The organism is Dyadobacter frigoris, assembly GCF_005280585.1.
Classification (GTDB): domain Bacteria; phylum Bacteroidota; class Bacteroidia; order Cytophagales; family Spirosomataceae; genus Dyadobacter; species Dyadobacter frigoris.
The window spans coordinates 377,002-400,040 of sequence record NZ_SZVO01000001.1; the positions used below are offsets into that span (position 1 = coordinate 377,002).

At 40.3% G+C, this 23,039-nt stretch carries 17 protein-coding genes; 9 read left to right on the forward strand and 8 right to left on the reverse strand.

The annotated features are described in order from the left end of the window. Positions 1 to 131 precede the first annotated feature (131 nt). Both FDK13_RS01770 and ettA read right to left on the reverse strand, forming a co-directional pair. The gene (locus tag FDK13_RS01770) at positions 132 to 2,411 is read right to left on the reverse strand and encodes a T9SS type A sorting domain-containing protein (protein ID WP_137338255.1); all 2,280 of its coding nucleotides are present in this window, start codon (positions 2,409 to 2,411) and stop codon (positions 132 to 134) included. A gap of 369 nt (positions 2,412 to 2,780) precedes the next feature. After that, positions 2,781 to 4,448 carry an energy-dependent translational throttle protein EttA gene (ettA, locus tag FDK13_RS01775; RefSeq protein ID WP_137338256.1) on the reverse strand — a complete coding sequence of 556 codons (1,668 nt, stop codon included), beginning with the start codon at positions 4,446 to 4,448 and terminating at the stop codon, positions 2,781 to 2,783. 70 nt (positions 4,449 to 4,518) lie between these two features. On the opposite strand from ettA, the gene FDK13_RS01780 reads away from it, so the two are divergent. Further along, complete coding sequence (locus tag FDK13_RS01780) at positions 4,519 to 5,799, forward strand: DUF349 domain-containing protein (protein ID WP_137338257.1); 1,281 nt, start codon at positions 4,519 to 4,521, stop codon at positions 5,797 to 5,799. Here FDK13_RS01780 and FDK13_RS01785 read toward each other — a convergent pair. Beyond that, positions 5,785 to 6,846, reverse strand: coding sequence for a LacI family DNA-binding transcriptional regulator (locus FDK13_RS01785; protein ID WP_310588049.1), 1,062 nt, complete (start codon positions 6,844 to 6,846; stop codon positions 5,785 to 5,787). The genes FDK13_RS01780 and FDK13_RS01785 overlap by 15 nt on opposite strands. Positions 6,847 to 7,102: 256 nt before the next feature. Between FDK13_RS01785 and FDK13_RS01790 the strand changes: the two genes are divergently transcribed. From FDK13_RS01790 to FDK13_RS01810, 5 genes are all read left to right on the forward strand, one after another. Then, positions 7,103 to 7,714, forward strand: a complete 612-nt coding sequence (locus FDK13_RS01790; protein WP_137338259.1) for an RNA polymerase sigma-70 factor — start codon at positions 7,103 to 7,105, stop codon at positions 7,712 to 7,714. Between the two features lie 243 nt (positions 7,715 to 7,957). Next, positions 7,958 to 9,145 carry a mannonate dehydratase gene (uxuA, locus tag FDK13_RS01795; RefSeq protein ID WP_137338260.1) on the forward strand — a complete coding sequence of 396 codons (1,188 nt, stop codon included), beginning with the start codon at positions 7,958 to 7,960 and terminating at the stop codon, positions 9,143 to 9,145. Between the two features lie 89 nt (positions 9,146 to 9,234). Further along, positions 9,235 to 10,662: a glucuronate isomerase gene (gene uxaC / locus FDK13_RS01800; RefSeq protein WP_137338261.1), complete on the forward strand. Its 1,428-nt coding sequence runs from the start codon at positions 9,235 to 9,237 to the stop codon at positions 10,660 to 10,662. Between the two features lie 161 nt (positions 10,663 to 10,823). Further along, positions 10,824 to 11,819 (forward strand): sugar kinase, encoded by a 996-nt coding sequence (locus FDK13_RS01805; protein WP_137338262.1) that lies wholly within the window; start codon positions 10,824 to 10,826, stop codon positions 11,817 to 11,819. Positions 11,820 to 11,998: 179 nt separating this feature from the next. Then, entirely contained in the window at positions 11,999 to 12,673 is a 675-nt protein-coding gene (locus tag FDK13_RS01810) for a bifunctional 4-hydroxy-2-oxoglutarate aldolase/2-dehydro-3-deoxy-phosphogluconate aldolase (RefSeq protein ID WP_229215865.1), read from the forward strand. Between the two features lie 80 nt (positions 12,674 to 12,753). On the opposite strand, the gene FDK13_RS01815 is transcribed toward FDK13_RS01810, so the two are convergent. The 3 genes from FDK13_RS01815 to FDK13_RS01825 all read right to left on the reverse strand — a co-directional run bounded on the left by FDK13_RS01815 (position 12,754) and on the right by FDK13_RS01825 (position 16,361). Continuing rightward, positions 12,754 to 13,020 (reverse strand): hypothetical protein, encoded by a 267-nt coding sequence (locus FDK13_RS01815; protein WP_137338263.1) that lies wholly within the window; start codon positions 13,018 to 13,020, stop codon positions 12,754 to 12,756. After that, entirely contained in the window at positions 13,014 to 13,763 is a 750-nt protein-coding gene (locus FDK13_RS01820) for a hypothetical protein (protein ID WP_137338264.1), read from the reverse strand. The genes FDK13_RS01815 and FDK13_RS01820 overlap by 7 nt, the downstream gene beginning before the upstream one ends. A gap of 156 nt (positions 13,764 to 13,919) precedes the next feature. Then, positions 13,920 to 16,361, reverse strand: a complete 2,442-nt coding sequence (locus FDK13_RS01825) for a helix-turn-helix domain-containing protein (protein WP_137338265.1) — start codon at positions 16,359 to 16,361, stop codon at positions 13,920 to 13,922. A gap of 113 nt (positions 16,362 to 16,474) precedes the next feature. Here FDK13_RS01825 and FDK13_RS01830 point away from each other — a divergent pair, with 113 nt between their 5' ends. From FDK13_RS01830 to FDK13_RS01840, 3 genes are all read left to right on the forward strand, one after another. After that, entirely contained in the window at positions 16,475 to 17,878 is a 1,404-nt protein-coding gene (locus FDK13_RS01830; protein ID WP_137338266.1) for an alpha/beta hydrolase family protein, read from the forward strand. 7 nt (positions 17,879 to 17,885) lie between these two features. Continuing rightward, the gene (locus tag FDK13_RS01835) at positions 17,886 to 18,350 is read left to right on the forward strand and encodes a DUF3784 domain-containing protein (RefSeq protein WP_137338267.1); all 465 of its coding nucleotides are present in this window, start codon (positions 17,886 to 17,888) and stop codon (positions 18,348 to 18,350) included. An 86-nt stretch (positions 18,351 to 18,436) separates the two neighbouring features. After that, entirely contained in the window at positions 18,437 to 18,733 is a 297-nt protein-coding gene (locus tag FDK13_RS01840; protein WP_137338268.1) for a globin family protein, read from the forward strand. 71 nt (positions 18,734 to 18,804) lie between these two features. On the opposite strand, the gene FDK13_RS01845 is transcribed toward FDK13_RS01840, so the two are convergent. Together FDK13_RS01845 and lon are read right to left on the reverse strand one after the other, a co-directional pair. Continuing rightward, positions 18,805 to 20,316, reverse strand: a complete 1,512-nt coding sequence (locus FDK13_RS01845) for a tagaturonate reductase (protein ID WP_229215866.1) — start codon at positions 20,314 to 20,316, stop codon at positions 18,805 to 18,807. Positions 20,317 to 20,415: 99 nt separating this feature from the next. After that, positions 20,416 to 22,893: an endopeptidase La gene (lon, locus tag FDK13_RS01850; protein WP_181956140.1), complete on the reverse strand. Its 2,478-nt coding sequence runs from the start codon at positions 22,891 to 22,893 to the stop codon at positions 20,416 to 20,418. Positions 22,894 to 23,039 lie beyond the last annotated feature (146 nt).

Genomic DNA, 23,039 nt, shown 5'->3' on the forward strand with positions numbered 1-23,039 from the left:
AGAATTGATCTTTGGGCAAATGACAGATTTGTTCCGCAGACCAAAAATAGTAAACCTTAAAGGAAAAAGCGGCTATCCGTTATTTCCGGCAGCCGCTTTTATGTTGCTATGAGGAAGTGAATTTTAAATTATTAACCTCTTTTGACGAATTTCTGAGTTTCCTGTGAACCGCTCGTGTGGACTAATCTTAATATATAAGACCCTGGTGTCAAATTGCTTACATTGATTTCAGGGCCTGATTTATTGTCGGATTCGTAAATAACGGTTCCCGATAAATTCAGGATTTGCACTTTATCAATTTTACTCCAGTCACCTGCTGTGATGGTTAATTTATTTATTGCAGGATTTGGATAAGCAACTGCCAGACTTTCTGTTTCAAATATGACACTGCGAATTCTGCTGTAAGCATAGGTTCCGTCGTTGTCGATCATCTTTAAACGATAAAGATTTTCGCCATTCATCGGCTGCACATCTGTAAAAGAATATTTTGAAAGCGTCTGATTCGTCTCACCATTTGATTTTACGTTTCCTAAAATCTCCCAGTTTTTTCCATCGGTGCTATGTTCAACATCGAAACGATCACTGTTGACCTCCGTAGTAGTAGCCCAATTCAGTAAGGCCGCCTTTTCTGATTTTGTTGCTGTGAAACTGGTCAAAGTTACTGGCAGAGGATTTCCAACAGCAAGTGATGTAGTAGCTACTTTGGCACTACATCCATCCCGGTTGGTTTTTACCGTATATACATAATCTCCATTCGTAGATGGTGCTTGTATTTCAATGGCAGATCCGGTTTTATTGGTAACACCTTCGCCATTCCAGGTATATTTTACGTCGCCACATTCTCCGCCTTCACAATTAACTGACAAGGTTGTGTTTGCGCCGGCCGAAGGCTTGTCTGAAGAAGTTGATGCCTGGACAGTAAAAGTACAAGGCAGCAAATTATTACTATCCCAAAGGTTATCCCAGTATCCGTCATCTCCCATTTTTATTGATTTTGGAGCATTATCCGTAACTGACCAATTGCCGCCGGCCAAATCATTCCACTGTTGAAATAAATTCTGATCAGTAAATACTTTCGGGTAAATATTAACAGGAACAGATGCAGTACGGGCCGGTGCCTTATAGTTTTGGCCTACATAGGTTGATTTTATCAAAGCAAGCGCATAAGACAGCTGGTTCATTGCCCCGTCAGAATAGTGCATGGCTATGTGAACATAGTCCGCGCCGTGTTTATAAGCTCTTGGCATCCATTCATACGGTATGGTCCCGTCAATGTTTGTTCCGCCTGTTTCTTCTCCCAAATCCTCCGGATCAAATTCAATAGCTGCTATTTTATCAGGATTCGTACCTTTAAGTACATCCAGTGCTAATATTTTTTTCTGAAGGTCATATCGTGTTGTTCCATCGGAAGTATATATTCCATCTGCCAGTTCCAATGCCAAAGGCAGCGTACTGTTGTGAAGATGTGACAAATTTCCCTGTGGCGTTCCAAAGTCAGAGACAAAATAAAGGACTTTTATAGATTGGCCGTGACTTTTTACAACTTTATAAAATCCTTCGAATTTCTTTAAAAGTCCCCAGCCGGCAAAACGATGTAAATCTCTCCCCATATCAGAATTGTAATTTCCGTCAGTAGGTTGAGGAGCAGTGCTTATATTAACTTTTTGAGTTCCCCAGGTTGCCGTTGTTTGGTTTGGGAAACGAAGTGGTAAAAATTTGGTTCTCCATGATTCCAGTGCTTTTTGTTCAAAAAAACCTGGATCCGGACCAGAACTCCCACTATTAAACGGAATGGCAAATTCTTCCGCAGGGCTGTTGCCCATTTGGACGTATAATAATTGTGGATAATAATCTTTGATTTGCGTCAGTACATCATCCACAAATGCATAAAATCTGGTTTGAGCATAATCCGAAAAAATGGAAGGGCAGGTATAGGCAATTTCTGATCTTACGAGAGCCCCGCTTTTTGTTTGGGCCACATCAGAACTGCCAAAGTAAGAGTCATTCCAGTAGCCGGGGCGTTGGTAAGGAAAATGAAGGGCAAACTTCATCCCTGGCTTTAATGATGAAAGCGCCTTTACGGCTGCAACTATTTTAGCGCGCTGATAATTTCCCGGCGTTGGCTCATATTGATTCCATTCTATATGCAGACGAACAGCAGAAACGCTGGCATCCTGGCCATTGTATGTAAGAGCGGCAAATTTTTTTATATATTCCCATTGTTCATTGTTGATTCCGTTTTCCTGGTCATTACTAAAACCATATCCTGTTGTGTTCAGAATGATTTCGGTTTGTGCCCGGAGACTTGAATTACAAATACAGAGAATGAAAATAATTTTAAAACTTGACTTAATATTATTAAACACCCGGAAAGAGCAAAGAAGTAAAGTAAAGTAGTTTTTTCCGCACATATGATCGAACGTCTATTAAGTGGTTGACTTTTCCGCTTTTAAACATACTACATTATCGTAGAATTTATACTATCAACGTAGTTGCATTCTATACGTTGGAAATATTGGATTCGATCACTGATACAAAAATTTTCGCCTAAAATACTCTATTTTTGCTATTTTTAATCAAATAATTATATATTTTATTTATTATTTACAATAATAAATATTTTTATTGTTATTGAAAAAATTTAAAAAAAGTTAGTGAACGGTAAAAATATAATGTGAAATTATCGCTATGAGCGTTTAATTGCTATCGAATTAGGTCGTAAAATAAAAAAGGCGGCTATAGGTATGAGCCGCCTTTTAAAAGCAAGAATTTGTAACTGACTAAACCAGTTTTTTATATTTAATCCTCGTCGGAGTAGCTTCGGTACCTAATCTTTTCTTTCTGTTTTCTTCATATTCAGAGAAGTTTCCTTCAAACCAATAAACCTGAGAATCTCCTTCAAAAGCCAATATATGTGTAGCAACCCGGTCAAGAAACCATCTATCGTGGGAAATGATTACGGCACAGCCTGCAAAGTTTTCCAAACCTTCTTCCAATGCACGAAGTGTATTGATATCCAGATCATTGGTAGGCTCATCGAGTAAAAGAAGGTTTCCGCCTTCCTTCAAAGTCATGGCCAAATGGACACGATTTCGTTCTCCACCCGACAGCGTTCCTACTTTTTTCTCCTGATCACCACCACCGAAGTTAAAGCGGCTCACATAAGCGCGCGCGTTGGATTGTTTACCGGCCATCATGATCCAGTCGTTTCCGTCTGCAATACTTTGATAAACGGTTTTATTGGCATCCAGATTATCGTGTTCCTGATCCACATAAGCCAGTTGAACCGTGTCTCCAACGTCAAAATGGCCATGTAAGGGTTTAAGCTCGCCTGTAATGAGTTTAAACAATGTAGTTTTCCCCGCACCATTTGGACCGATTATACCTACAATACCATTTGGCGGAAGTGCAAAATTTAAATTTTCATATAACAAACGATCACCAAAACCCATCGAAACGTCGTGAGCCTCAATTACTTTGCTACCCAATCTTGGACCAGCGGGGATAAAGATTTCCAGTTTATCTTCTTTTTCTCTCCCTTCTTCACCCAATAATCTTTCGTAAGCACCAAGACGTGCTTTGGATTTTGCCTGGCGACCCTTGGTGCCCATACGTACCCATTCAAGTTCACGTGCAAGCGTTTTTTGTCTCTTGGATTCTGTTTTTTCTTCTTTTTTCAGACGCTCCTGCTTTTGTTCCAGCCAGGACGTATAATTTCCTTTCCATGGAATTCCTTCACCACGATCCAGCTCAAGAATCCAGCCTGCTACGTTATCCAGGAAGTACCTGTCGTGGGTTACTGCAATTACAGTTCCTTTATATTGTCTTAAATGTTCTTCAAGCCAAAGTACTGATTCCGCATCCAAATGGTTGGTTGGTTCATCAAGTAATAAAACATCAGGCTGACGAAGTAAAAGACGGCACATCGCTACCCGGCGTTTTTCTCCACCAGAAAGTGTGGAAACCAAAGCGTCAGAAGGCGGGCAGCGTAAAGCATCCATCGCAACTTCCAGACGGTTGTCAAGATTCCAGGCATCGGTAGCGTCCAATCTTTCCTGAACGGTACCTTGTCTTTCTAATAATTTGTCAAAATCGGCATCTTCCTCACCGAACGCTTCGTTGATCTGATCGTATTCTTTCAAAAGATCTACAATTTCCTGTACTCCTTCTTCAACAACTTCGCGAACGGTTTTGGTCGGATCAAGCTTTGGTTCTTGTTCCAACATGCCGACAGAGTAGCCAGGAGAAAACACAACGTCCCCCTGAATGTCTTTATCTATACCTGCAATGACGCGTAAAAGTGTAGATTTACCAGAGCCATTTAACCCTAGTACACCAATTTTAGCTCCATAAAAAAAGGATAAATAAATATTTTTTATGATATGTCGGTTGGGGGGAATGATTTTGTTAACTCCCGACATTGAGAAAATAATGGTTTCGTTACTCATTTTTTAGTTAATTTGTGCTTAGCAAATATCGTTATTATCCCTACACTTAGCAGATAAAAAACTTGAAAGAATGGAAAATGCCACATTGAATGATGAATACGGCTATGTTAAAGACAGCAAAGTATTTTTAAAAGGGTATTTGGAGTACCCAGACCGGCAAATTGGAGAAGTAAAAAGGACGGAACAAGAAGCGATCGATTATTTCAAAAACCGTTTTTCTATCGTACTTAATAAGGTAGAACAACTGGAGACTGAAATTGATGAAGCGCTCAACAAAGGTTCTTACTTGACAAAACTTATACAGTTGCAACGGAAACTGATAAGTTTTGACGCATTGGGAGATTTCGTCCCTCTGTTGGAAAGACTTCAGGAAAAGGAAGAGTATTTACGGGGTTTAATTGAAATTAATCAATTAAAAAACCTTGAAATCAAACGCGCACTGATTGAAGATGTAAAAGTGGCGGCTGCTATTGAAGATTATGCAGCGGCAACTGATCAGATTCAGGAGATCAAAGCAAAGTGGATTCGTACGGGGCCGGTTGAAAAAGAATTTCAGGATGAAGTAGAGGTTACTTTCCAGGAAATTCTGGATTCTTTCTTCCAGAGACGCCGTGATTATTTTGATGAACAAAATAAAATTAATCAGGAGCGTATCGATGAATACGAGCGTTTGATTAAAATCACGAAAACACTGAGTTATTCCCGCGACCTTGATGATGCTTATAACAAAGCACGCGAAGTACGGGTGGCATGGAACAATGTGGGAGAGGTTCCTCCAAAAAGATTCTTTAAGGTAAATAAGGCTTACCGCCATTTCCTTAAATTATTTTATGACAAGTATAATCTTGCCAAAGGTATCGAACCTAAGGTACGTGTTGACCCAAGAATTGTTGAACAACAGGCATTACTGGCACGCGCTGAAACTTTGTTAAGGCAAAAGGATATCGTCGAAGCATCGCAGGAAGCAAAAGTATTGTTGAGCAAATGGAAAGAAATTAAAATTCCTTTCAAACTTGCCGACAAAGAACTGGCTGAACGTTTCCGTTCTGTTTGTGACAAAATTTTTGAATTAAGTTATCTGGCCCGTGTGATTAGCCGCAAATATCCTGCTTTCGAAATGAAAAGCGAGGAAGAACAGCTTCGCACGAAATTGAGAGAATTGGAATGGCTTGCCAAACGCGAGAAAAGCGATCTTGAATTCGCGATCATCGAGTTTGACAGAACAGCTACCGGCGATCCTGAGCAAGACAAACAAGCGCAGGGACGGATCAATATCCAGAAACGTAAAGTAGCAATGAAAGAAAGAATTTTGTCTGAGTTCGAAAGAAAGTTGAAATCAATCACCAACTAATTCTTTCATTGACGATTTTCTGATAATAAGATTAGATGTAAGCACCCTGGTTTCGAAAGCGACCGGGGTGCTTTTGCTTTCTATAAGATCTAATAATAAAGTTGCCGCCAGTTGCCCCATCTCAAAAGAAGGTTGTGCAACGGAACTCAGCGGCGGATCCAATAAAGAAGAAATGGAAAGGTCAGAAAAGCCGACAATGGCCACATCATCCGGCATCCGGTAACCCAATTGCCGCAAGGCCCAATGAACGCCAATGGCGATCCGGTCGCTGGCAGCGAAAATCGCATCCGGCCGGTTTCTCAACGCCATTAACTGATAAGCACGTTCCGTACCGCCAGCTTGATTGTACTCACTGCTTACCACCCATTCGTCATGCAATTCAATGCCATGATGTGTTAATGCATCCTGATAACCTTTCAATCTGTTACGACTAATTGAAAGATTGGCGGGGCCGGCTATATGTGCAATGCTCTTACACCCACGACTGATCAAATGTTCGGTAGCTTCATAAGCACCTTTATAATCATCAACCCGAACTTTATGACTTGGCATGGTTTCGCTTACCCTGTCAAAAAAAACAACGGGAATACCCTGTTCCTGTAACTCCACAAAATGATCGTGATTCTCCGTCTGGCTGGAAATGGAAACGATCAACCCATCTACGCGCCTTGTGGCAATATGTTTGGTATCAGCCAGTTCGCGTTCATAAGATTCGTGACTTTGGTAAATCATCGTATGATAACCGCGGCTGTACGCAATATCTTCAACACCACCGATTGCTGTGGAAAAAAACGGATTGGCAATATCCGGAACGATAATACCCAGCGTTTGCGTCCGGTTTCTAAGTAAACTCAATGCAATCGGATTGGGAGAATAATTGAGTGATTCTGCCAAGGCAATAACTCTCTTCTTTGTCTCTTCACTAATTTCCGGACTATCGCGCAGTGCTCTCGAAACCGTTGATTTTGAAACATTTAACTGTCTTGCTATTTCCTTAATGGTAATCGACGCTTTTCTCATAAAGAAGAGGATATCAGAATAATGCAATTATAATATTTAATCTTTGAAATGCACCAGAGTGAAAATTGGGGCAAAAATCAAATTATTTCTCTCTGTTCCGGGAAAAATGATTTTCCGGGAACGGTTTCGGGAACGGTTGCGTAAATATATTGATTTTTTTCAAGATTTATTTTTGTATATCAACGAACCAATCACTAAACTAGACGAACAATAGAGGTAGTTGCACTGAATGGTGCGTACAATAATCTGAGAATTTTTCTATATTAACCTATACCAAATGTTGATGGAAACGAAATCGTTTACTAATGTATTACCAGCCGTTTATTCGCAGAAAAGTCTTCTGGAAAATCTGTTTGGTAAGGTAGTCGCCAATGGGGATTATTTAGCTTTTCGTGAATTGTTTACACATCACTATCGCTCCCTTTGTAATTATGCGATGCGGGTTGTGGTAACAAGAGAAATCGCAGAAGAAGTGGTTTCGGATGTTTTCGTAAAACTTTGGAAGAACCGGGAACAAATTGAAGTACATACTTCTTTTCAGGCCTATATATACAGGGCAGTGCGGAATCAGGCACTTGATTATTTAAAATTGAAAATTCACCGTCAATACGAGCGCGAATCAATTGATAACGTGCAGTGGAATCTGACGCACGCAGATCATTATACACCGATAGAAGAAATGGCTTTTAACGAATTCTACGAACGCGTTGAGGGATGCATCCAGGATTTGCCACGCCAATGCCAGGTCATTTTCAGGCTAAGCCGTGAGGAAGGTTTACGGTATCGTGACATAGCAGAACGTTTGAAAATTTCGGTCAAAACGGTAGAAACCCAAATGAGCCGCGCATTGAAAGTGTTGCGTGAAAGAGTGCCGGAGCACAAATTGGTAGCGTAAAGGCTTTCGGCTCTCAGCAGTCGGCTTTCGGCTTTTGAGGACAATAGCCAGAATCCTAATTATTTCAACTTTTAATAAAAGGGATAAATTTTACTAAATGCTGCTTAACTTGAAGCTATATTGGATGCCAAAGCTGAATGCTACCGGCTGAAATAGCTCAATAATTTACAAATCTAAATCCGCTGAAAAGTTGGAAGCTTAACGGTCGATTGCCGAAAGCTGAAAGCCGACAGCCATTAATCTATGTCATTAGAACAAACTTGGCGCTGGTTTGGCCCAAATGATCCTGTTTCGTTACAGGATATCCGTCAGGCAGGAGCCACGGGAATTGTATCCGCCTTACATCATATACCCAATGGCGTTGTCTGGGGAATTGATGAAATTCTGAATCGCAAAGAAATTATTGAAGCGGCGGGCCTAACATGGTCCGTTGTGGAAAGTGTCCCGGTTCATGAAGCCATTAAAACCCGGACCGGAGATTTTGAAAAATATATTCAGAATTATCAGCAGTCGCTAATCAATTTAGGTAAATGTGGAATTGACACGGTTTGCTACAATTTCATGCCGATCCTGGATTGGACAAGAACAGATCTGGATGCGCCTATGCATGATGGTTCGACCGGTTTAAGGTTTGATGCAACACAATTTGCTGCTTTTGATCTTTATATATTAAGAAGAGAAGAAGCTGAAAATCAGTATAGTGAAGAGCAAAAAACTGCGGCGTTAGCCTGGCTGGAAAAAGCAAGTGGAGATGAGGTTAACAAACTCACCCGCAATATTATTGCCGGTTTGCCTGGCTCCGAAGAAAGTTTTACAATAGAAGAATTTCGTCAGGTTTTAAGTACTTATAAAAATGTTGGTGATCTGGAATTGCGTACACATTTGTATCAATTTATCCAGGCTATTGCACCTGTTGCAGAAGCAGCAGGAATAAATCTTGCCATTCACCCGGACGATCCGCCTTATCCAATTCTAGGTTTACCACGTGTGGTGAGTACAGAAAATGACGCAACATTATTGCTTGCCGCTTACGACAGTAAAGCCAATGGACTTTGTTTTTGCACTGGTTCTTATGGGGTGAGGGTTGATAATGATCTTTCAGGAATGGTAAATCGCTTGGGCGATAAAATAAATTTCATCCATTTGCGTGCTACGAGCCGGGAACCGGACGGAAGTTTTTATGAAGCTGATCATTTGAATGGTGATGTGGATATGTATGCTGTGATGTATGCTTTGATTTTGGAACAAAAAAGAAGGATTTCTGAAAACAGAAAAGATTTAAGAATGCCCTTCCGTCCCGATCATGGCCACAGAATGCTGGATGATTTAACGGCTACAAAACGCATGAATCCTGGTTATACGGCCATTGGAAGGTTACGTGGATTAGCTGAACTACGTGGTTTGGAGATGGGAATCGAAAGAGGGTTATAATTTTTTCGGGTAAGAAACAGAAATTGTCGTCATAGAACTGCAACGATAAATTGCTTTTAACCGACGAACGATATATTATTTAATCAGCAATGATAGCCACAAATAAGACCGCACAGAAAACGTTTATTGACGAAGATTTTCTCTTACGTTCCGAAACTGCACGCATATTATATCAGGATTATGCGAAAGAAATGCCGATCATTGATTACCACTGTCACCTTCCTGCGGATCAGATTGCCCAGGATAAGCAGTTTGAAAATCTGACGCAGATCTGGCTTTACGGTGATCATTACAAATGGCGTGCGATGCGTGCAAATGGCATCAACGAAAAATATTGCACAGGCGATGCAGGTGATTGGGAAAAGTTTGAACAATGGGCCGCAACCGTTCCGTATACGATGCGTAATCCGCTGTATCATTGGACCCATCTCGAATTGCTAAGATATTTTGACATTGATATCCTGCTTAATAGAGATACTGCAAGAGAAATTTATGACGAATGTTCTGCGAAATTAAAGCAGAAAGATTTCAGCGTAAAAAATCTTTTGCGCCGCATGAATGTCAAGGTGATTTGCACAACGGACGATCCGACAGATTCTCTGGAACACCATCAGATCATTGCAGACAGCGATTTTGATATAAAAGTATTGCCAACTTTCCGCCCCGACAAAGCGATGTTACTAATCGATTCTCCGGCTGAATTTCAGCAATATCTGAATAAATTATTTGAAGTGGCTGGCGTGTCAAACGGCAGTACTTATGACGATTTGCTGGCTGCTTTAAAAAATCGTCACGACTTTTTTGCTGAAATGGGCGGACGGTTATCAGATCACGGTCTGGAACATATTTACGCATCTTTTGACGAATCTGCGGCACGCATGGCATTGGCAGAAACGTTATCGGGAAAAACCAGCTCGGCTGAGTTGCGTACGGCTTTCAAATCGGTTTTATTATATGATCTTGCCAAAATGGATCATAGCAAAGACTGGGCGCAACAGTTTCATTTGGGTGCATTGAGAAATAATAATTCCCGGATGTTAAGCACGCTAGGGCCCGATACAGGTTGGGATTCAATCGGTGATTATAGTCAGGCGCAAGCTTTATCGAAGTTTCTAAACAAATTGGATTCTACGGATCAACTTGCCAAAACGGTGCTTTATAACCTGAATCCGGGAGATAATGAAGTTCTCGCAACAATGACCGGAAATTTCAATGACGGAACGGTACCCGGAAAAATGCAATTTGGCTCAGGCTGGTGGTTTTTAGACCAGAAAGACGGTATGGAAAAGCAAATGAACGCGCTTTCCAACATCGGACTTTTAAGCCGTTTTGTAGGTATGTTAACCGATTCTAGAAGTTTCTTGTCTTATCCGCGCCATGAATATTTCCGTCGCATACTTTGTAATCTGATTGGTAACGATGTTGAAAATGGCGAATTGCCAAAAGATCTTCCCTGGCTTGGAAAACTGGTTCAGGATGTTTCTTATAACAATGCCAAAAATTACTTTGGTTTTTGAAGGTAGGTATTTGTTTTTAAAACCTTCTTGCAGAAAGCCGGTCTGATTTTGGAAATCGGCCGGCTTTTGGTATAACTTAGCGGTCAGTAATTTAAATACTATTCCGGCATTGAAATAAATGCTGACCTAACCATTTCTGATTAAAATTGAAAAAGTAATTTATGTCTAAAATAGTAACCTTTGGAGAAGTTTTAATGCGTCTGTCTACCCCCGGCTTCTCCCGTTTTGAACAAGCAAGACAACTCGACGTTACCTATGCAGGCGGTGAAGCGAACGTAGCTTCTGCACTCGCTTATTGGGGCCATCATACAGCTCACGTAACCCGCTTTCCGGATTCTCCGATCGGACGCTCAGCCGCACAATTTCTTCATTTTCATGGTGTTGATATTTCGAATATTATTTATGGCGGTCCAAGAATGGCCGTGTATTTTCTGGAAACCGGTGCCGCTTTAAGAGCAAGCCAAATTGTATATGACCGCGCAAATTCTTCTCTGGCCACAATTGATCCAAGTGAACTGAACTGGGATGAAATTCTGAAAGATGCCGATTGGTTTCACTGGGCGGGTATTACGCCTGCGCTTTCTCAGGGCGCTGCGGATGCTTGTCTGGCTGGAATTAAGGCTGCACGTAAAAAAGGTATTAAAGTTTCAGGCGATATTTTTTATCGTGCCAATTTGTGGAAATATGGTAAAAAACCTTCTGAAGTACTTCCTGCTTTAACGGCCGGGACAGACATCGTGATTGCCAACCGCGAGAATATCAGCGAAATATTTGGCATTGAAGGGAAAGATTTTGTTGAATCCTGTGTTAATCTAAAGAAGGCTTTTCCACAAGTCAGCCGGGTTATCGATACGAAAAGGACGTCCATCAGTGCCACTCATAATTTGTTGAGAGCCTATTTATGGAACGGAGAATCGGTGCTGGAAACAGCGGATATCGATATTAATCCGATTGTAGACAGAGTGGGAGGCGGAGATGCTTTCATTGCAGGATTGATCCATGGATTAATTTCTTTCAATGACGAACAAAAAGCACTGGAATTTGGCGTTGCCGCTTCTGCTTTGAAACATACTATTGAAGGAGACGCATTGATTTCAACGGTTTCGGAAGTTGAAGCCATCCGTCAGGGAGAAACTTCCGGAAGAATAAGAAGATAGATGATCAAAAGGTGCGGAGCACCGAAATAATTGTGGAAACGAGAAATTGATCTGTAATATAAGGTGCAGAGCACCAAAATAATTGCGGTCCGCCGCGCGGTAGAATCAGATAAGCTCGATCCGAAATAAAGGTGCAGCGGACCGTAATAAGCCGTCTGTGGAAAATTTGAAAATAAATTATGGCAACAATAGATAAAGATACCACCATCATTTTGATGAACGAAACAGGCTTATTGCCACTATTTTATCACGCAGATATTGAAGTAGCAAAAGCAGTTTTAACAGCCAGTTACAAAGGCGGAGCCCGTGCATTTGAATTTACAAACCGCGGAGAAAATGCTTACGAAGTTTTTGTAGACTTAATCGCTTACAGTCTTGAAAATCTTCCGGGATTGGCTTTGGGAATTGGTACAGTTTATGATGCTGAAACGGCTCAGAAATACATCGATGCCGGTGCAGATTTCGTTGTAGCACCTTTTACAAATCCTGAAGTTGGGCAAGTTTGTCTTAAAGCGAATATTCCATGGATTCCGGGAATTGCTACACTAACAGAAATTTTCCATGCGTTGAAAGGCGGAGCGGAAGTTGTAAAATTATTTCCTGGCGAAGTTTACGGTTCTGCTTTTGTAAAAGCGGTAAAAGGTCCGATGCCACATGTGAAAATTGTGGTTACAGGCGGTGTTGCTCCAACGAAAGAAAGTATAGAAGAATGGTTCGGCGCAGGTGCTTATGGTGTAGGAATGGGTTCAAATCTTTTCCCGAAAAATGTTATCAGCGAAGGGAATTATGCGTGGATTGAAGAAAAAGTTGCAGAAAGTATAAGTTTGATTAAGGAGTTCAGAGCGAAAGCTTAATCAGATAATAGTATAAAAGACGAAGCCCGGCCATAATAGTTTGGCGTTGGGCTTCGTCTTTTATTTTACCAAAATTCAGATCAGCAGTTTACCAGATCATACAGCGAATCAATAATATCTTTGATTTTTTTTGCATGAGCATCTGAAAAAGCGAATTCATCTGAATAGCGGTTTATACCCCTGATAGCTTCCTTGGCCTGATTTCCATCAGTCTGTTTCACAAGAGATCGCCTCTCTTCCACATATTTTAAAAATTGAACATTGTACGGATCTACCTGTGATTCAGCTGATAATAATGCTATCAACTCCTTAAATAAGTGATCAATTTGAGATAATTCGTTTACCATGGTAGCGGGATTTCTTTAACAAGTGTCTTAAAGGTAGCATCTCTTACTACAAAAGGAATAAAGATCTGCTCAGCTTTTCCGGGAAGAAATGGATTGATAACACCGTCGGCGATCTGCTGCGCGGCGGTAGTGCCTCTCCATACTTTTAATGTTTGGCCAGCCGGAACCTCATAAACATAGAATTTTGAAAAATTATTCCAGGCCGGACGAACGGCAGTACCACCAATAACATCACCCACCGAAGCGGGGATTTGCGCTGTCCAATATCCACCAGCAGGATTTCCGCCGGTAACGCGATAAATTTTTGTCCCTGCCGAAAGTTCATCCGCTTTTGCATCTGCAAAGTTGGCAGCATCAGACGCTGATAAGTCAAGATCAGGATTAGCCCAGGAAGCGTTGGAGACTCCGGATTTTAATCCATTAGCTACATAATTTCCTTTTTCGATACCGGGAATATGATCCCAGTCTTCAATATAAACGCGCTGATCGTAAATGCTGATTGCAGTTTTTAAGCTGTTGAACAGAGCAGCTTTGTCTCCGGACTTGTCAAAGGCCTCTTTTGTTTTTTCGTCATCCAGTCCTGCATCAATCCACCCTTCTACGGTTGATTTTGTACCCTGGCCCAATAAAGTTTCAAGGTTATTCAGCCACGCTTGCGGCTCAACATCATGATCGGTACAGCTGATAAAGGAAACACTGAGGAGCAGCCAAAGAAGCAGTAGAGAAACGGATTTTTTTTTCATAAAGGTCGAGAATTTTGGGTGAGAAATATAGTTTCACCACAAAGTAACCGTTTGTAACCGAAGCGACCAAAATGTTTATGAGTTATTAGATTAAAATTATGAATATAATGAGGAAACGGCGAAAATTAATATTCCGGAATTTATCTATTTATCGGATCAAGCACCCAAAAACTCCAAATGCTTCAAAGCCGCCCGTAATTCCGTGTAGGTAATATCATCACTTAACGCCGCTTTTGCTTCATTCAACGTTACCTGCTTATTTTCAATGAAATAATCAATCACTTTATTTATCTTCTCTTTTGGGAAAATGTCGAAAATGTCAAGTTCACCGGTTCCGATGTAATGTGCCAGATGTGTCTCAATCGTAGTTATGCCAAAACCTCTTTCTTCTGCAATTTCTTCAACTGTTTTACCTGAATTGAAAAGATCAAAACTTACTTTTTTGGTATCCGTTTTTTCTTTTGTAAGCGTAAGCTGCGTTGTATTTTTTTCAATCTGGTTATCTTCACAATACGTAACGATCATGGTTACCAGCTCCTTTCCAAATTGCTTGACCTTCGTTTTTCCAATTCCTTTTACCGATTCTAATTCAGCCAGCGTCGTTGGCAATTTCGATACCAGTTCTTCCAGTGCTTTTTGAGGTAGAATGATATAAACAGGAACATCTTTTTCTGTTGCCAGATTATTCCGCCAGTCGCGAATGGTTTTATACAACTCTGCGTTTGGAATATTTTTAAGTGCTGCTGCTGCTTTGGTAACGGGTGTTACGGTTTTTATACTAACCTTGAAATCAATTTCTGCGTTTGATTTTGCCCGTAAATAAGTTGCCGTATTGAAAATTTCCTTGCAAGCCAGCATAACGGATCGCTTTGTAAAAACGGCGCGCTGAAAGTTTTCCAATGCCAGTTCCACCACTTTTTTTACAGCGATGTTATCAACATCTATTTCAAGGGCCCTGCTTTCCGGATAAATGGATTGTTCAATTTTATCATAAAAATAAACACAGCCTTTTTGAACACGGTTATTCAGATTTTCATTTTCTTCCGGCAAACCGGCTTCTGCAAGAAACTGGTTTAACTGATTTTTAAACTTATCCGAAACATTGAAAATATCCTGATCAGCTGTTGCCTGAATCAATTTCAACGTAATACTAACTGATTTATTGATGACATTTTCATGTTCTGAAACAACCCGGTTAAGTCTGGAAAAAGCGTATTTCATTTCACTGAAATCGAACAATTCGAGTAGCAGAGAACGTTGAAAATTCATTTTCGAAGTGGTAAGCTGATCACCATCCGGTTCGTTTGCACTGGCATCTCTGGTATAAGCGGCTACCGTTCCGTCCGTTTTTACACTATTTTGAGAGATCGGCGTGCGTAATACCATGCCTTCAAAACTTTTACAACGGCTCAGTGCTACGTAAACCTGGCCGTGTGCAAAGGAATTGTTGGCGTCAATAATCGCCTTTTCAAAAGTCAGTCCCTGGCTTTTATGAATGGTAATAGCCCAGGCAAGTTTTAACGGATATTGAATAAAACTGCCAATAACCTGCTCATCAATTTCCTTTGTCTGAGGATTTAATGCGTATTTGATATTTTTCCATTCCGCAGGATGGACATCGATTTCGGTATAATCACCTTTACATTTTACAAAAATCGTATCGTCGTCAAAACGTGTTACTGTACCGATTTTTCCATTATAATAAAGCTTGTCGCGCGAAGAATCATTTTTGACAAACATAACCTGTGCACCAATTTTCAGCGCCAGACTTTGTTCTGTGGGGTATGCATATTGCGGGAAATCGTCATGGATTTGCGCTTCAAAATGTTTGGATTTGCCTTTCAGCTCTTCCAGTTTTTCGCTATTTATTTCCTGTGCGGTATTATTATGCGTTGTTAAAGTAATGTAACCTTCGTCTTCTGCGGGTTTGAAATTGGGAATATAACGTTCATTCAAAGCAGCCAGACTGATTTTATCCAGCTGATTCTCACGAATTTTATTCAATAAATCAATAAAAAAAGTATCCGATTGGCGGTAAATATGTTTTAGCTCAATACGTACAGGATCGGTTTGTCTTAACGCATTACTGCTGAAAAAGAAAACGGTATCATAATACGGTTTCAGCATATTCCATTCTTCATCCTTGATGACAGGAGAAAGCTGGTGCAAATCTCCGATCATGAGTAGTTGTGTCCCCCCAAATGGCTTGTTCCGGTCTTTATATTTTCTTAAAACTTCATCAATTCCATCCAGCATATCGGCCCGCACCATACTGATTTCATCAATCACGAGCAGATCCAGACTTTTGATCAAATTTATTTTTTCTTTGTTAAAACGGCTGTAACGTTGTTCATTTGGATTGCTTTCAGGAATATACGGCCCAAAAGGCAATTGAAAAAACGAATGAATCGTAACACCTCCGGCATTAATCGCAGCCACGCCAGTGGGAGCAACAATCGCCATTCTTTTGTGAAGCGTCTTTTTAAGGGTATGTAGAAAAGTAGTTTTTCCTGTCCCTGCTTTCCCGGTTAAAAAGATGTTTTTATTGGTGTTATGAACGAATTGAGCTGCTAGTTCCAGTTGTGTGTTTTGCTCCATGACGGTTATTTGATTCCAATGATCACATTCTTGTTTACTTTCTCTTTTCTTTAAACGTAATTGCTTATGCTCTCCAAGAGATTGTTTTTTTTCCTTTTCACAAATATATCACAATGAAAAACACATTACTATTTACATTCCTAATTCTCATATTTCTTAATTGTTCGGCCCAGGATATTTCCGGGCAGTGGACCGGAATTCTCAAAGTTCCGGGTGCGCAGTTAGGTTTGGTTCTTTATGTTACGAAGACAAATGAGGGTTATTCAGCGACACTGGATAGTCCTAATCAAGGAGCAAAAGGCATTCCTGTTAATTCCGTTGAATTTAACAGTTCCGTTTTGAAGCTAACCATGACCAGCCTTAACGCAGAATACAGCGGAACATTAGGTGCAGATAATATTTTTAAAGGAATATTTAAACAAAATGGTCAGTCTTTCCCTTTGGATCTGGGGCGGGGAGATTTGGAAAAACCGAAACTTTCCAGACCCCAGGAACCTGTCAAACCTTATCCGTATTATTCGGAAGATGTTAAATTTGAAAACCAGAAAGATAAAATAACATTAGCAGGAACGCTTACTTTGCCTGCAAAAGAAGGGAATTTTCCGGTTGTTGTACTGATCTCGGGAAGCGGTCCGCAAGATCGCAATGAAGAATTACTGGGTCATAAACCTTTTCTGGTTTTGTCGGATTATCTCACTAGAAACGGTATTGCAGTTTTAAGATATGATGATAGGGGAACGGCTCAATCCACCGGTGTTTTTGGCATAGCAACAACGAAAGATTTTGCAACGGATGTGGAATCTGCGGTTTCATATCTGAAAACAAGAAGGGAAATTAATCAGGAGAAAATTGGCCTGATCGGGCATAGTGAGGGTGGAATGATTGCTCCGATGGTAGCGGCTGGCTCGGATGAGATTGCTTTTATTGTTTTATTGGCCGGACCTGGTATTGCCGGTGATGAGCTTCTGATAAAACAAGCGCATTTAATTTTTAGGGCAAATGGTGTTTCGGAAAGTGTTTTAGATGAAATTGATGTATTGAATAAAAAAGGCTACACTATATTAAAAGACAAATCTGACCTGGCTGAAATAAAAAAGGAGCTTTTACCTATCATGGATGAAACCTTTAAATTGCTTCCGGCTACCCAACAACCACCAGCTGATAAACGAAATGAGTATTTGATGCAATCTGTAAATCAGATTGCAACGCCTTGGTATCAATTTTTTCTACGATATGATCCTGCTGAAACTTTGGAAAAAGTAAAATGTCCCGTTTTAGCATTGAATGGGTCAAATGATTTGCAGGTTCCTCCGAAAGAAGATTTGGAAGGGATCAGAATGGCATTGGAAAAGGGTGAAAACAAAAACTTTAAGATTAAAGAATTGCCTAAACTGAATCATCTTTTTCAGGAAAGTGAAACCGGCTCACCGGGTGATTATGCAAAAATTGAACAAACTTTTTCGCCAACAGCTTTGACTGAAATTTCCGAATGGATCAAGTTGATTGTTTTAAAATAATTAAATCATGATAATTCCTGCAATAATTCTTTCGCTAGTCTTCGCTTCGGTGGGATTTCTGGTCACTAAAAATAATGCGAGATACATTCTTTCCGGCTATAACACGATGTCGGCACAGCAGCGGGAACTGGTTGATATTGATGGTTATCTGCGTTTTTTTAAACAATTTCACCTGTTTCTGGGAATTTCGGTTTTGATTCTTGTGATAGGTATAAGCTTGTTTAATACCAATTTTGCTGCGGTCATTCTGGGAATTTATCCGTTGCCGGCTTATTGCTATTTTGTACTTAAAGGAGATAGATATTTTCCTGAAATTAATAACCGTAAGATATGGACCAAGGTAACAGTCGGGATTTTATTTCTGACAATGTGTGGTGTTGGCTATCTTTTTTTCAACGGATTTAAGAATAGCGAGATATTACTGGAAGGAAATAATCTTGGTGAGGCCGGGGGATTTGCTTTTGAGGATTGAGAAGTGGAGGGCGCTTTAAATTTGACTTAATTTTGGTAATTCTGAGACATAATACTTAAATATACACTTAAATCAATTCTAAGAAAATGGATTTTTCCTCAAAGAAAATGTCACTAACGGAAATTGATAGCCGGTTTGATAATATAGAAAAAATGATGACCGAAATTACCAAAAGTAAACTGGTCATTGCAGACAAAGAATATAGTCTATCTGAATGGATTACGACATCTGATTATGTCAAGAATAATCGTTTGGCCATAGCAAGAGTGCATAACTGGATTACGAGGGGTGTGATTCCAAAAGATTGCATTGTCATTATTCCGGAGCTTAATCATTTAAAATTGATCAAAAATCAGTCATACGAAACGCGCGCTACCAAATAATTTGAAGCTTATAAAATCAGAAAACCACTTGCTGATCATCAGCAAGTGGTTTTTTATATTCCTGGCAAATGCTAATTAATGATCGTTTCTTTCTTCGAAAGTAATTCCAGATTTTCATTTACTGCGTTGGAAAAACCAGGCAGAGAAGTTAAGTTAGCGCCCCATAAAGAATCGTCACTTAATACTTTCTGAACCAGCTCGGACAGAGTTTTAGCACCTTCCCATTTCTCTGCAAAATAGGCGGCAGAATCACATCGGATCGGATATGACTCACTGTTTCGTTCGCCGGAATAAATACCTTCCAGCAATTGAACAGGTTTCATGAACAATAAAAAAGCAGCAAATCCTTTGGCAAAAAGAACCGGAACCTCATTTGATATCTTGTAATGATTCAAGAGCGTAGGAATATTACGCATTTTCATTTTTGCAGTATACTGAACCGTAATATCGATCAGCTGATGACGGATAAATGGATTTCTGAAACGATCCAGAACCTGATTCCCAAATTCCTGTGCGCGGGCTGGGTCAACTTCATAAGGAATAGCCGGTGCTAATTCTTTCAGCATAACATCTGCTATAAATTCAGACGTTTCAGGATTTTCCATACTTTCCCTAACCGTGTTTAATCCATATAAAAAACACAAACCAGATGCTAAGGTATGCGTACCGTTTAGCAGACGAAGTTTTAATTCCCTGAAAAGATCAATGTTAGGTTCAATCACAACACCTTTATCAGCTTGAGCAAAGCTCAAAACAGATTTTACATGTTCATCACCTTCAATCGCCCACAAACTATAAACTTCTGAAACGATTAGAAGATCATCTTTATAACCTGATTTTTCTGATAATTCAGCCACCGTTTCAGCGTCAGGTTTTCCTGGAACGATCCGGTCGACAAGCGAGTTACAGAACTGATTATTCTGTTCAAGCCAGTTTATGAAATCTTTGCCTAAATCATGTTCATTTGCTTGTTTTAAAACAATTTCATGCAGTTTTGTGCCATTTCCTACAATTAATTCAGTTGGCACGATCACCATACCGGATTCTGCTGATCCTTCAAATGCTTTAAACCGCTCGTATAAAAAAGCGGTTAATTTTCCAGGAAAAGACTTTGGGGGAGAAGCCTGCAAATTATCTTCAACAAACTGAATACCAACTTCCGTTGTATTGGAAATAACGATTTTCATTTCCGGATTATGTGCACATTCCAGAATTTCGGCCCAATGGTTACTTGCCGAAAGTGTTCTGCTAATAGCCGTGTTAATCACGGTTTCATCAATATGTTCTCCGTTTTGAATTCCTCTTATGCCATGAGAAAAAATATTTTTCTGTATTTCAAAAGCATCGGCGCTGCCTTGTGAAGTTGATTTTACAACTACGATCCGGCCATTAAAAATATTTTGCTGATTGGCTTTATTGACGAAATAATCGGGAAGTCCACGTAAGAGTACGCCAGTACCAAACTGGATTATTTTTTCAGGTAAAGCCAAAAGTTTATCTAAGTCGGGATATAATTCAGGACGTTGTTTTAATAATTCCGGAGATAGCTGGGATACGGTCATTTTTGTAAATTTCTTGTTCATCAATATGACGCTTTTTCTTTGATCAAACCCCTAAAAAAAGAGGCACCGTTTGGGCGCCTCTTTTGGGAAATATTATTCTGAAATAAATCAGGTTAACTTTTATACGGTCAATGTTACATAACCACTTTCTTCTTTTTCTTTCTTTTCGTCAGGGAAAACAAAAGTAGTTGCGTTGGTTACTTTTTCAGGAAGAAGCGCAATTGCTAACACTTCATCGACTTTATCCACATAATAGAAGGTTAAGTCTTTGATATAGTTCGCAGGCACTTCTTCTACGTCTTTGCGATTTTTTGAGCACATGATAATTTCTTTCACGCCAGCTCTTCTTGCTGCAAGGATTTTTTCTTTAATACCGCCCACAGGAAGTACTTTTCCACGTAAAGTTATTTCACCTGTCATCGCCAGGAACGGACGAATTTTACGTTGTGTAAAAATCGAAGCCATCGAAGTTACCATCGTGATACCAGCAGAAGGACCGTCTTTTGGAACAGCTCCGGCAGGAACGTGCACGTGCAGATCGTAATGATTGAAAATGCGGTAATCAATATCCAGTTTATCGGAATGTGCTTTCAGATAAGAAAGAGCGGTAATGGCTGATTCTTTCATCACATCACCCAATTGTCCGGATAATGTCAATCCACCTTTTCCACGGCTCAAACTGGTTTCAATAAACAGGATTTCTCCACCAACCGAAGTCCAGGCTAAACCCGTAACAACACCAGCGTAATCATTATCCTGATACAGGTCTTTATCAAAAATCTCCGCACCAAGGAATTTTTCAACATGCTCGATTTTTATCGTTTTAGGATATTCCTGATCCATCGCAACCGATTTTGCGATTTTCCGAACCAGTGTTCCTACTTTTTGTTCCAGATTACGAACGCCCGATTCGCGGGTATATCCTTCAATAACGCGCAACAATGCAGCATCATCAAATTTCACATCCGTTGCTTTCAAGCCGTGATCTTTGCGTTGTTTTGGCACAAGATAACGTTTGGCGATCTGCAATTTTTCTTCAATCGTGTAACCCGTCATCTCGATAATTTCCATACGGTCGCGAAGAGCCGGGTGGATCGTATCAAGTGCGTTGGCGGTAGCTACAAAAAGTACACGGGAAAGATCGTATTCAACTTCAAGATAATTATCTGTAAAAGAAGAATTTTGTTCAGGATCCAAAACTTCCAGCAAAGCAGAAGCAGGATCGCCACGGTAATCGGAGCTTACCTTATCGATTTCATCCAGAATGAAAACGGGATTTGCAGAACCCGCTTTTTTGATATTCTGAATTACTTTTCCTGGCATTGCCCCTATGTATGTTTTACGATGACCGCGAATTTCCGCTTCATCATGCACACCACCCAAAGCCATTCTTATATATTCACGGTTCAAAGCTTTCGCTATCGATTTCCCAAGGGAAGTTTTACCAACACCGGGAGGTCCGTACAAACAAAGAATCGGAGCTTTCAAATTACCTTTCAGTTTCAAAACTGCAAGATATTCAATGATCCGTTCTTTAACTTTTTCTAAACCGAAGTGATCTGAATCCAGCACTTTTTGCGCGCGGACAAGGTCAAAATTATCTTTTGTATATTCACCCCAAGGCAAATCGACCAGCGTTTCCAGGTAATTTAACGTTACCGGATATTCAGGCGCCATTGGATTGATACGCTGTAATTTGGCAAGTTCCTTGTCAAAATGTAAGCGAACTGCATCCGACCATTTTTTCTGGCTTGCTTTAGCACGGATATCGTCCATGTCACGCTCCGGACTATCGATTCCAAGCTCATCATGCAAAACTTTAATTTGCTGACGCAGGTAATAATCGCGTTGCTGCTGGTCAATATCAGAACTTGCTTTCGACTGGATTTCACGCTTCAATTCAAGCATTTCAATCTCCCGCATCATATACTGAAGCAAAAGAGTTGCCTGCTTGTGCCCGTTTCTTTCTTCCAGTAATCTTTGCTTGTCCGCTACTTCAACATTAATATTTGAAGAAAGAAAATGGATCAGGAAAACAGGACTTTCTATATTATCCAGCGCAATTCTGGCTTCTTGCGGAATCTCCGGATTTAAACGCATGATCTTATGCGCGCCATCACGAAGTGACTGCAAAAGTGCTTTCGATTCTTTTTTAGTCGGCGCAACGAAAGAATCTTCTATTGCCTCAACTTCGGCAGTCAGATATGGATCTTCACTTAAAATCTTTTTTATTTCAAAACGCTGACGGCCCTGAACGATGATCGTAACATTTCCATCCGGAAGCGTGATCATTTTCAGAATATGGGCAACCGTTCCGATTTTATGAAGGTCGTCTGCGGTAGGATCTTCTTTATTTGGTTTGGCTTGCGTAACTGCACCCAAAATCCGCATGTTAATATCCGAATTACGGTATATTTTTTTTACAAGACGGATTGCTTTTTGGCGCACTACGGTTACCGGAATTACCATCCCAGGAAAAAGGACAGTTTGCCTGATTGGCAAAATGGCAAGTTCATTAGGTACTTCAAAAGGTTCATCAGAGCCCTCGGGACCACCCAAGGGAACAATTTCAAGGCTATCTAAATCCGAATCGGACATAAGAAGCCGACTATAGAGGTCAGAAGGTTCAAATTTCATAGGCATTCTGTCATAATGACAGATAATCTTTTCCCAATTTATAAATAATGACTTTCAAATGAAAGGGATAAATACAACAAAATTGCCGTGCCAACCAAATGTTGTCA

Excerpts from the sequence above, each read along its gene's own strand:
- ettA (WP_137338256.1), bottom strand. The coding sequence starts at position 4,448 with ATGAGTAACGAAACCATTATTTTCTCAATGTCGGGAGTTAACAAAATC.
- lon (WP_181956140.1), bottom strand. The coding sequence starts at position 22,893 with ATGTCCGATTCGGATTTAGATAGCCTTGAAATTGTTCCCTTGGGTGGT.
- FDK13_RS01835 (WP_137338267.1), top strand. The coding sequence starts at position 17,886 with ATGATAATTCCTGCAATAATTCTTTCGCTAGTCTTCGCTTCGGTGGGA.
- uxaC (WP_137338261.1), top strand. The coding sequence starts at position 9,235 with ATGATAGCCACAAATAAGACCGCACAGAAAACGTTTATTGACGAAGAT.
- FDK13_RS01810 (WP_229215865.1), top strand. The coding sequence starts at position 11,999 with ATGGCAACAATAGATAAAGATACCACCATCATTTTGATGAACGAAACA.
- FDK13_RS01825 (WP_137338265.1), bottom strand. The coding sequence starts at position 16,361 with ATGGAGCAAAACACACAACTGGAACTAGCAGCTCAATTCGTTCATAAC.
- FDK13_RS01845 (WP_229215866.1), bottom strand. The coding sequence starts at position 20,316 with ATGAACAAGAAATTTACAAAAATGACCGTATCCCAGCTATCTCCGGAA.
- FDK13_RS01790 (WP_137338259.1), top strand. The coding sequence starts at position 7,103 with ATGGAAACGAAATCGTTTACTAATGTATTACCAGCCGTTTATTCGCAG.
- FDK13_RS01805 (WP_137338262.1), top strand. The coding sequence starts at position 10,824 with ATGTCTAAAATAGTAACCTTTGGAGAAGTTTTAATGCGTCTGTCTACC.
- FDK13_RS01770 (WP_137338255.1), bottom strand. The coding sequence starts at position 2,411 with ATGTGCGGAAAAAACTACTTTACTTTACTTCTTTGCTCTTTCCGGGTG.
- FDK13_RS01840 (WP_137338268.1), top strand. The coding sequence starts at position 18,437 with ATGGATTTTTCCTCAAAGAAAATGTCACTAACGGAAATTGATAGCCGG.
- FDK13_RS01815 (WP_137338263.1), bottom strand. The coding sequence starts at position 13,020 with ATGGTAAACGAATTATCTCAAATTGATCACTTATTTAAGGAGTTGATA.
- FDK13_RS01780 (WP_137338257.1), top strand. The coding sequence starts at position 4,519 with ATGGAAAATGCCACATTGAATGATGAATACGGCTATGTTAAAGACAGC.
- uxuA (WP_137338260.1), top strand. The coding sequence starts at position 7,958 with ATGTCATTAGAACAAACTTGGCGCTGGTTTGGCCCAAATGATCCTGTT.
- FDK13_RS01830 (WP_137338266.1), top strand. The coding sequence starts at position 16,475 with ATGAAAAACACATTACTATTTACATTCCTAATTCTCATATTTCTTAAT.
- FDK13_RS01820 (WP_137338264.1), bottom strand. The coding sequence starts at position 13,763 with ATGAAAAAAAAATCCGTTTCTCTACTGCTTCTTTGGCTGCTCCTCAGT.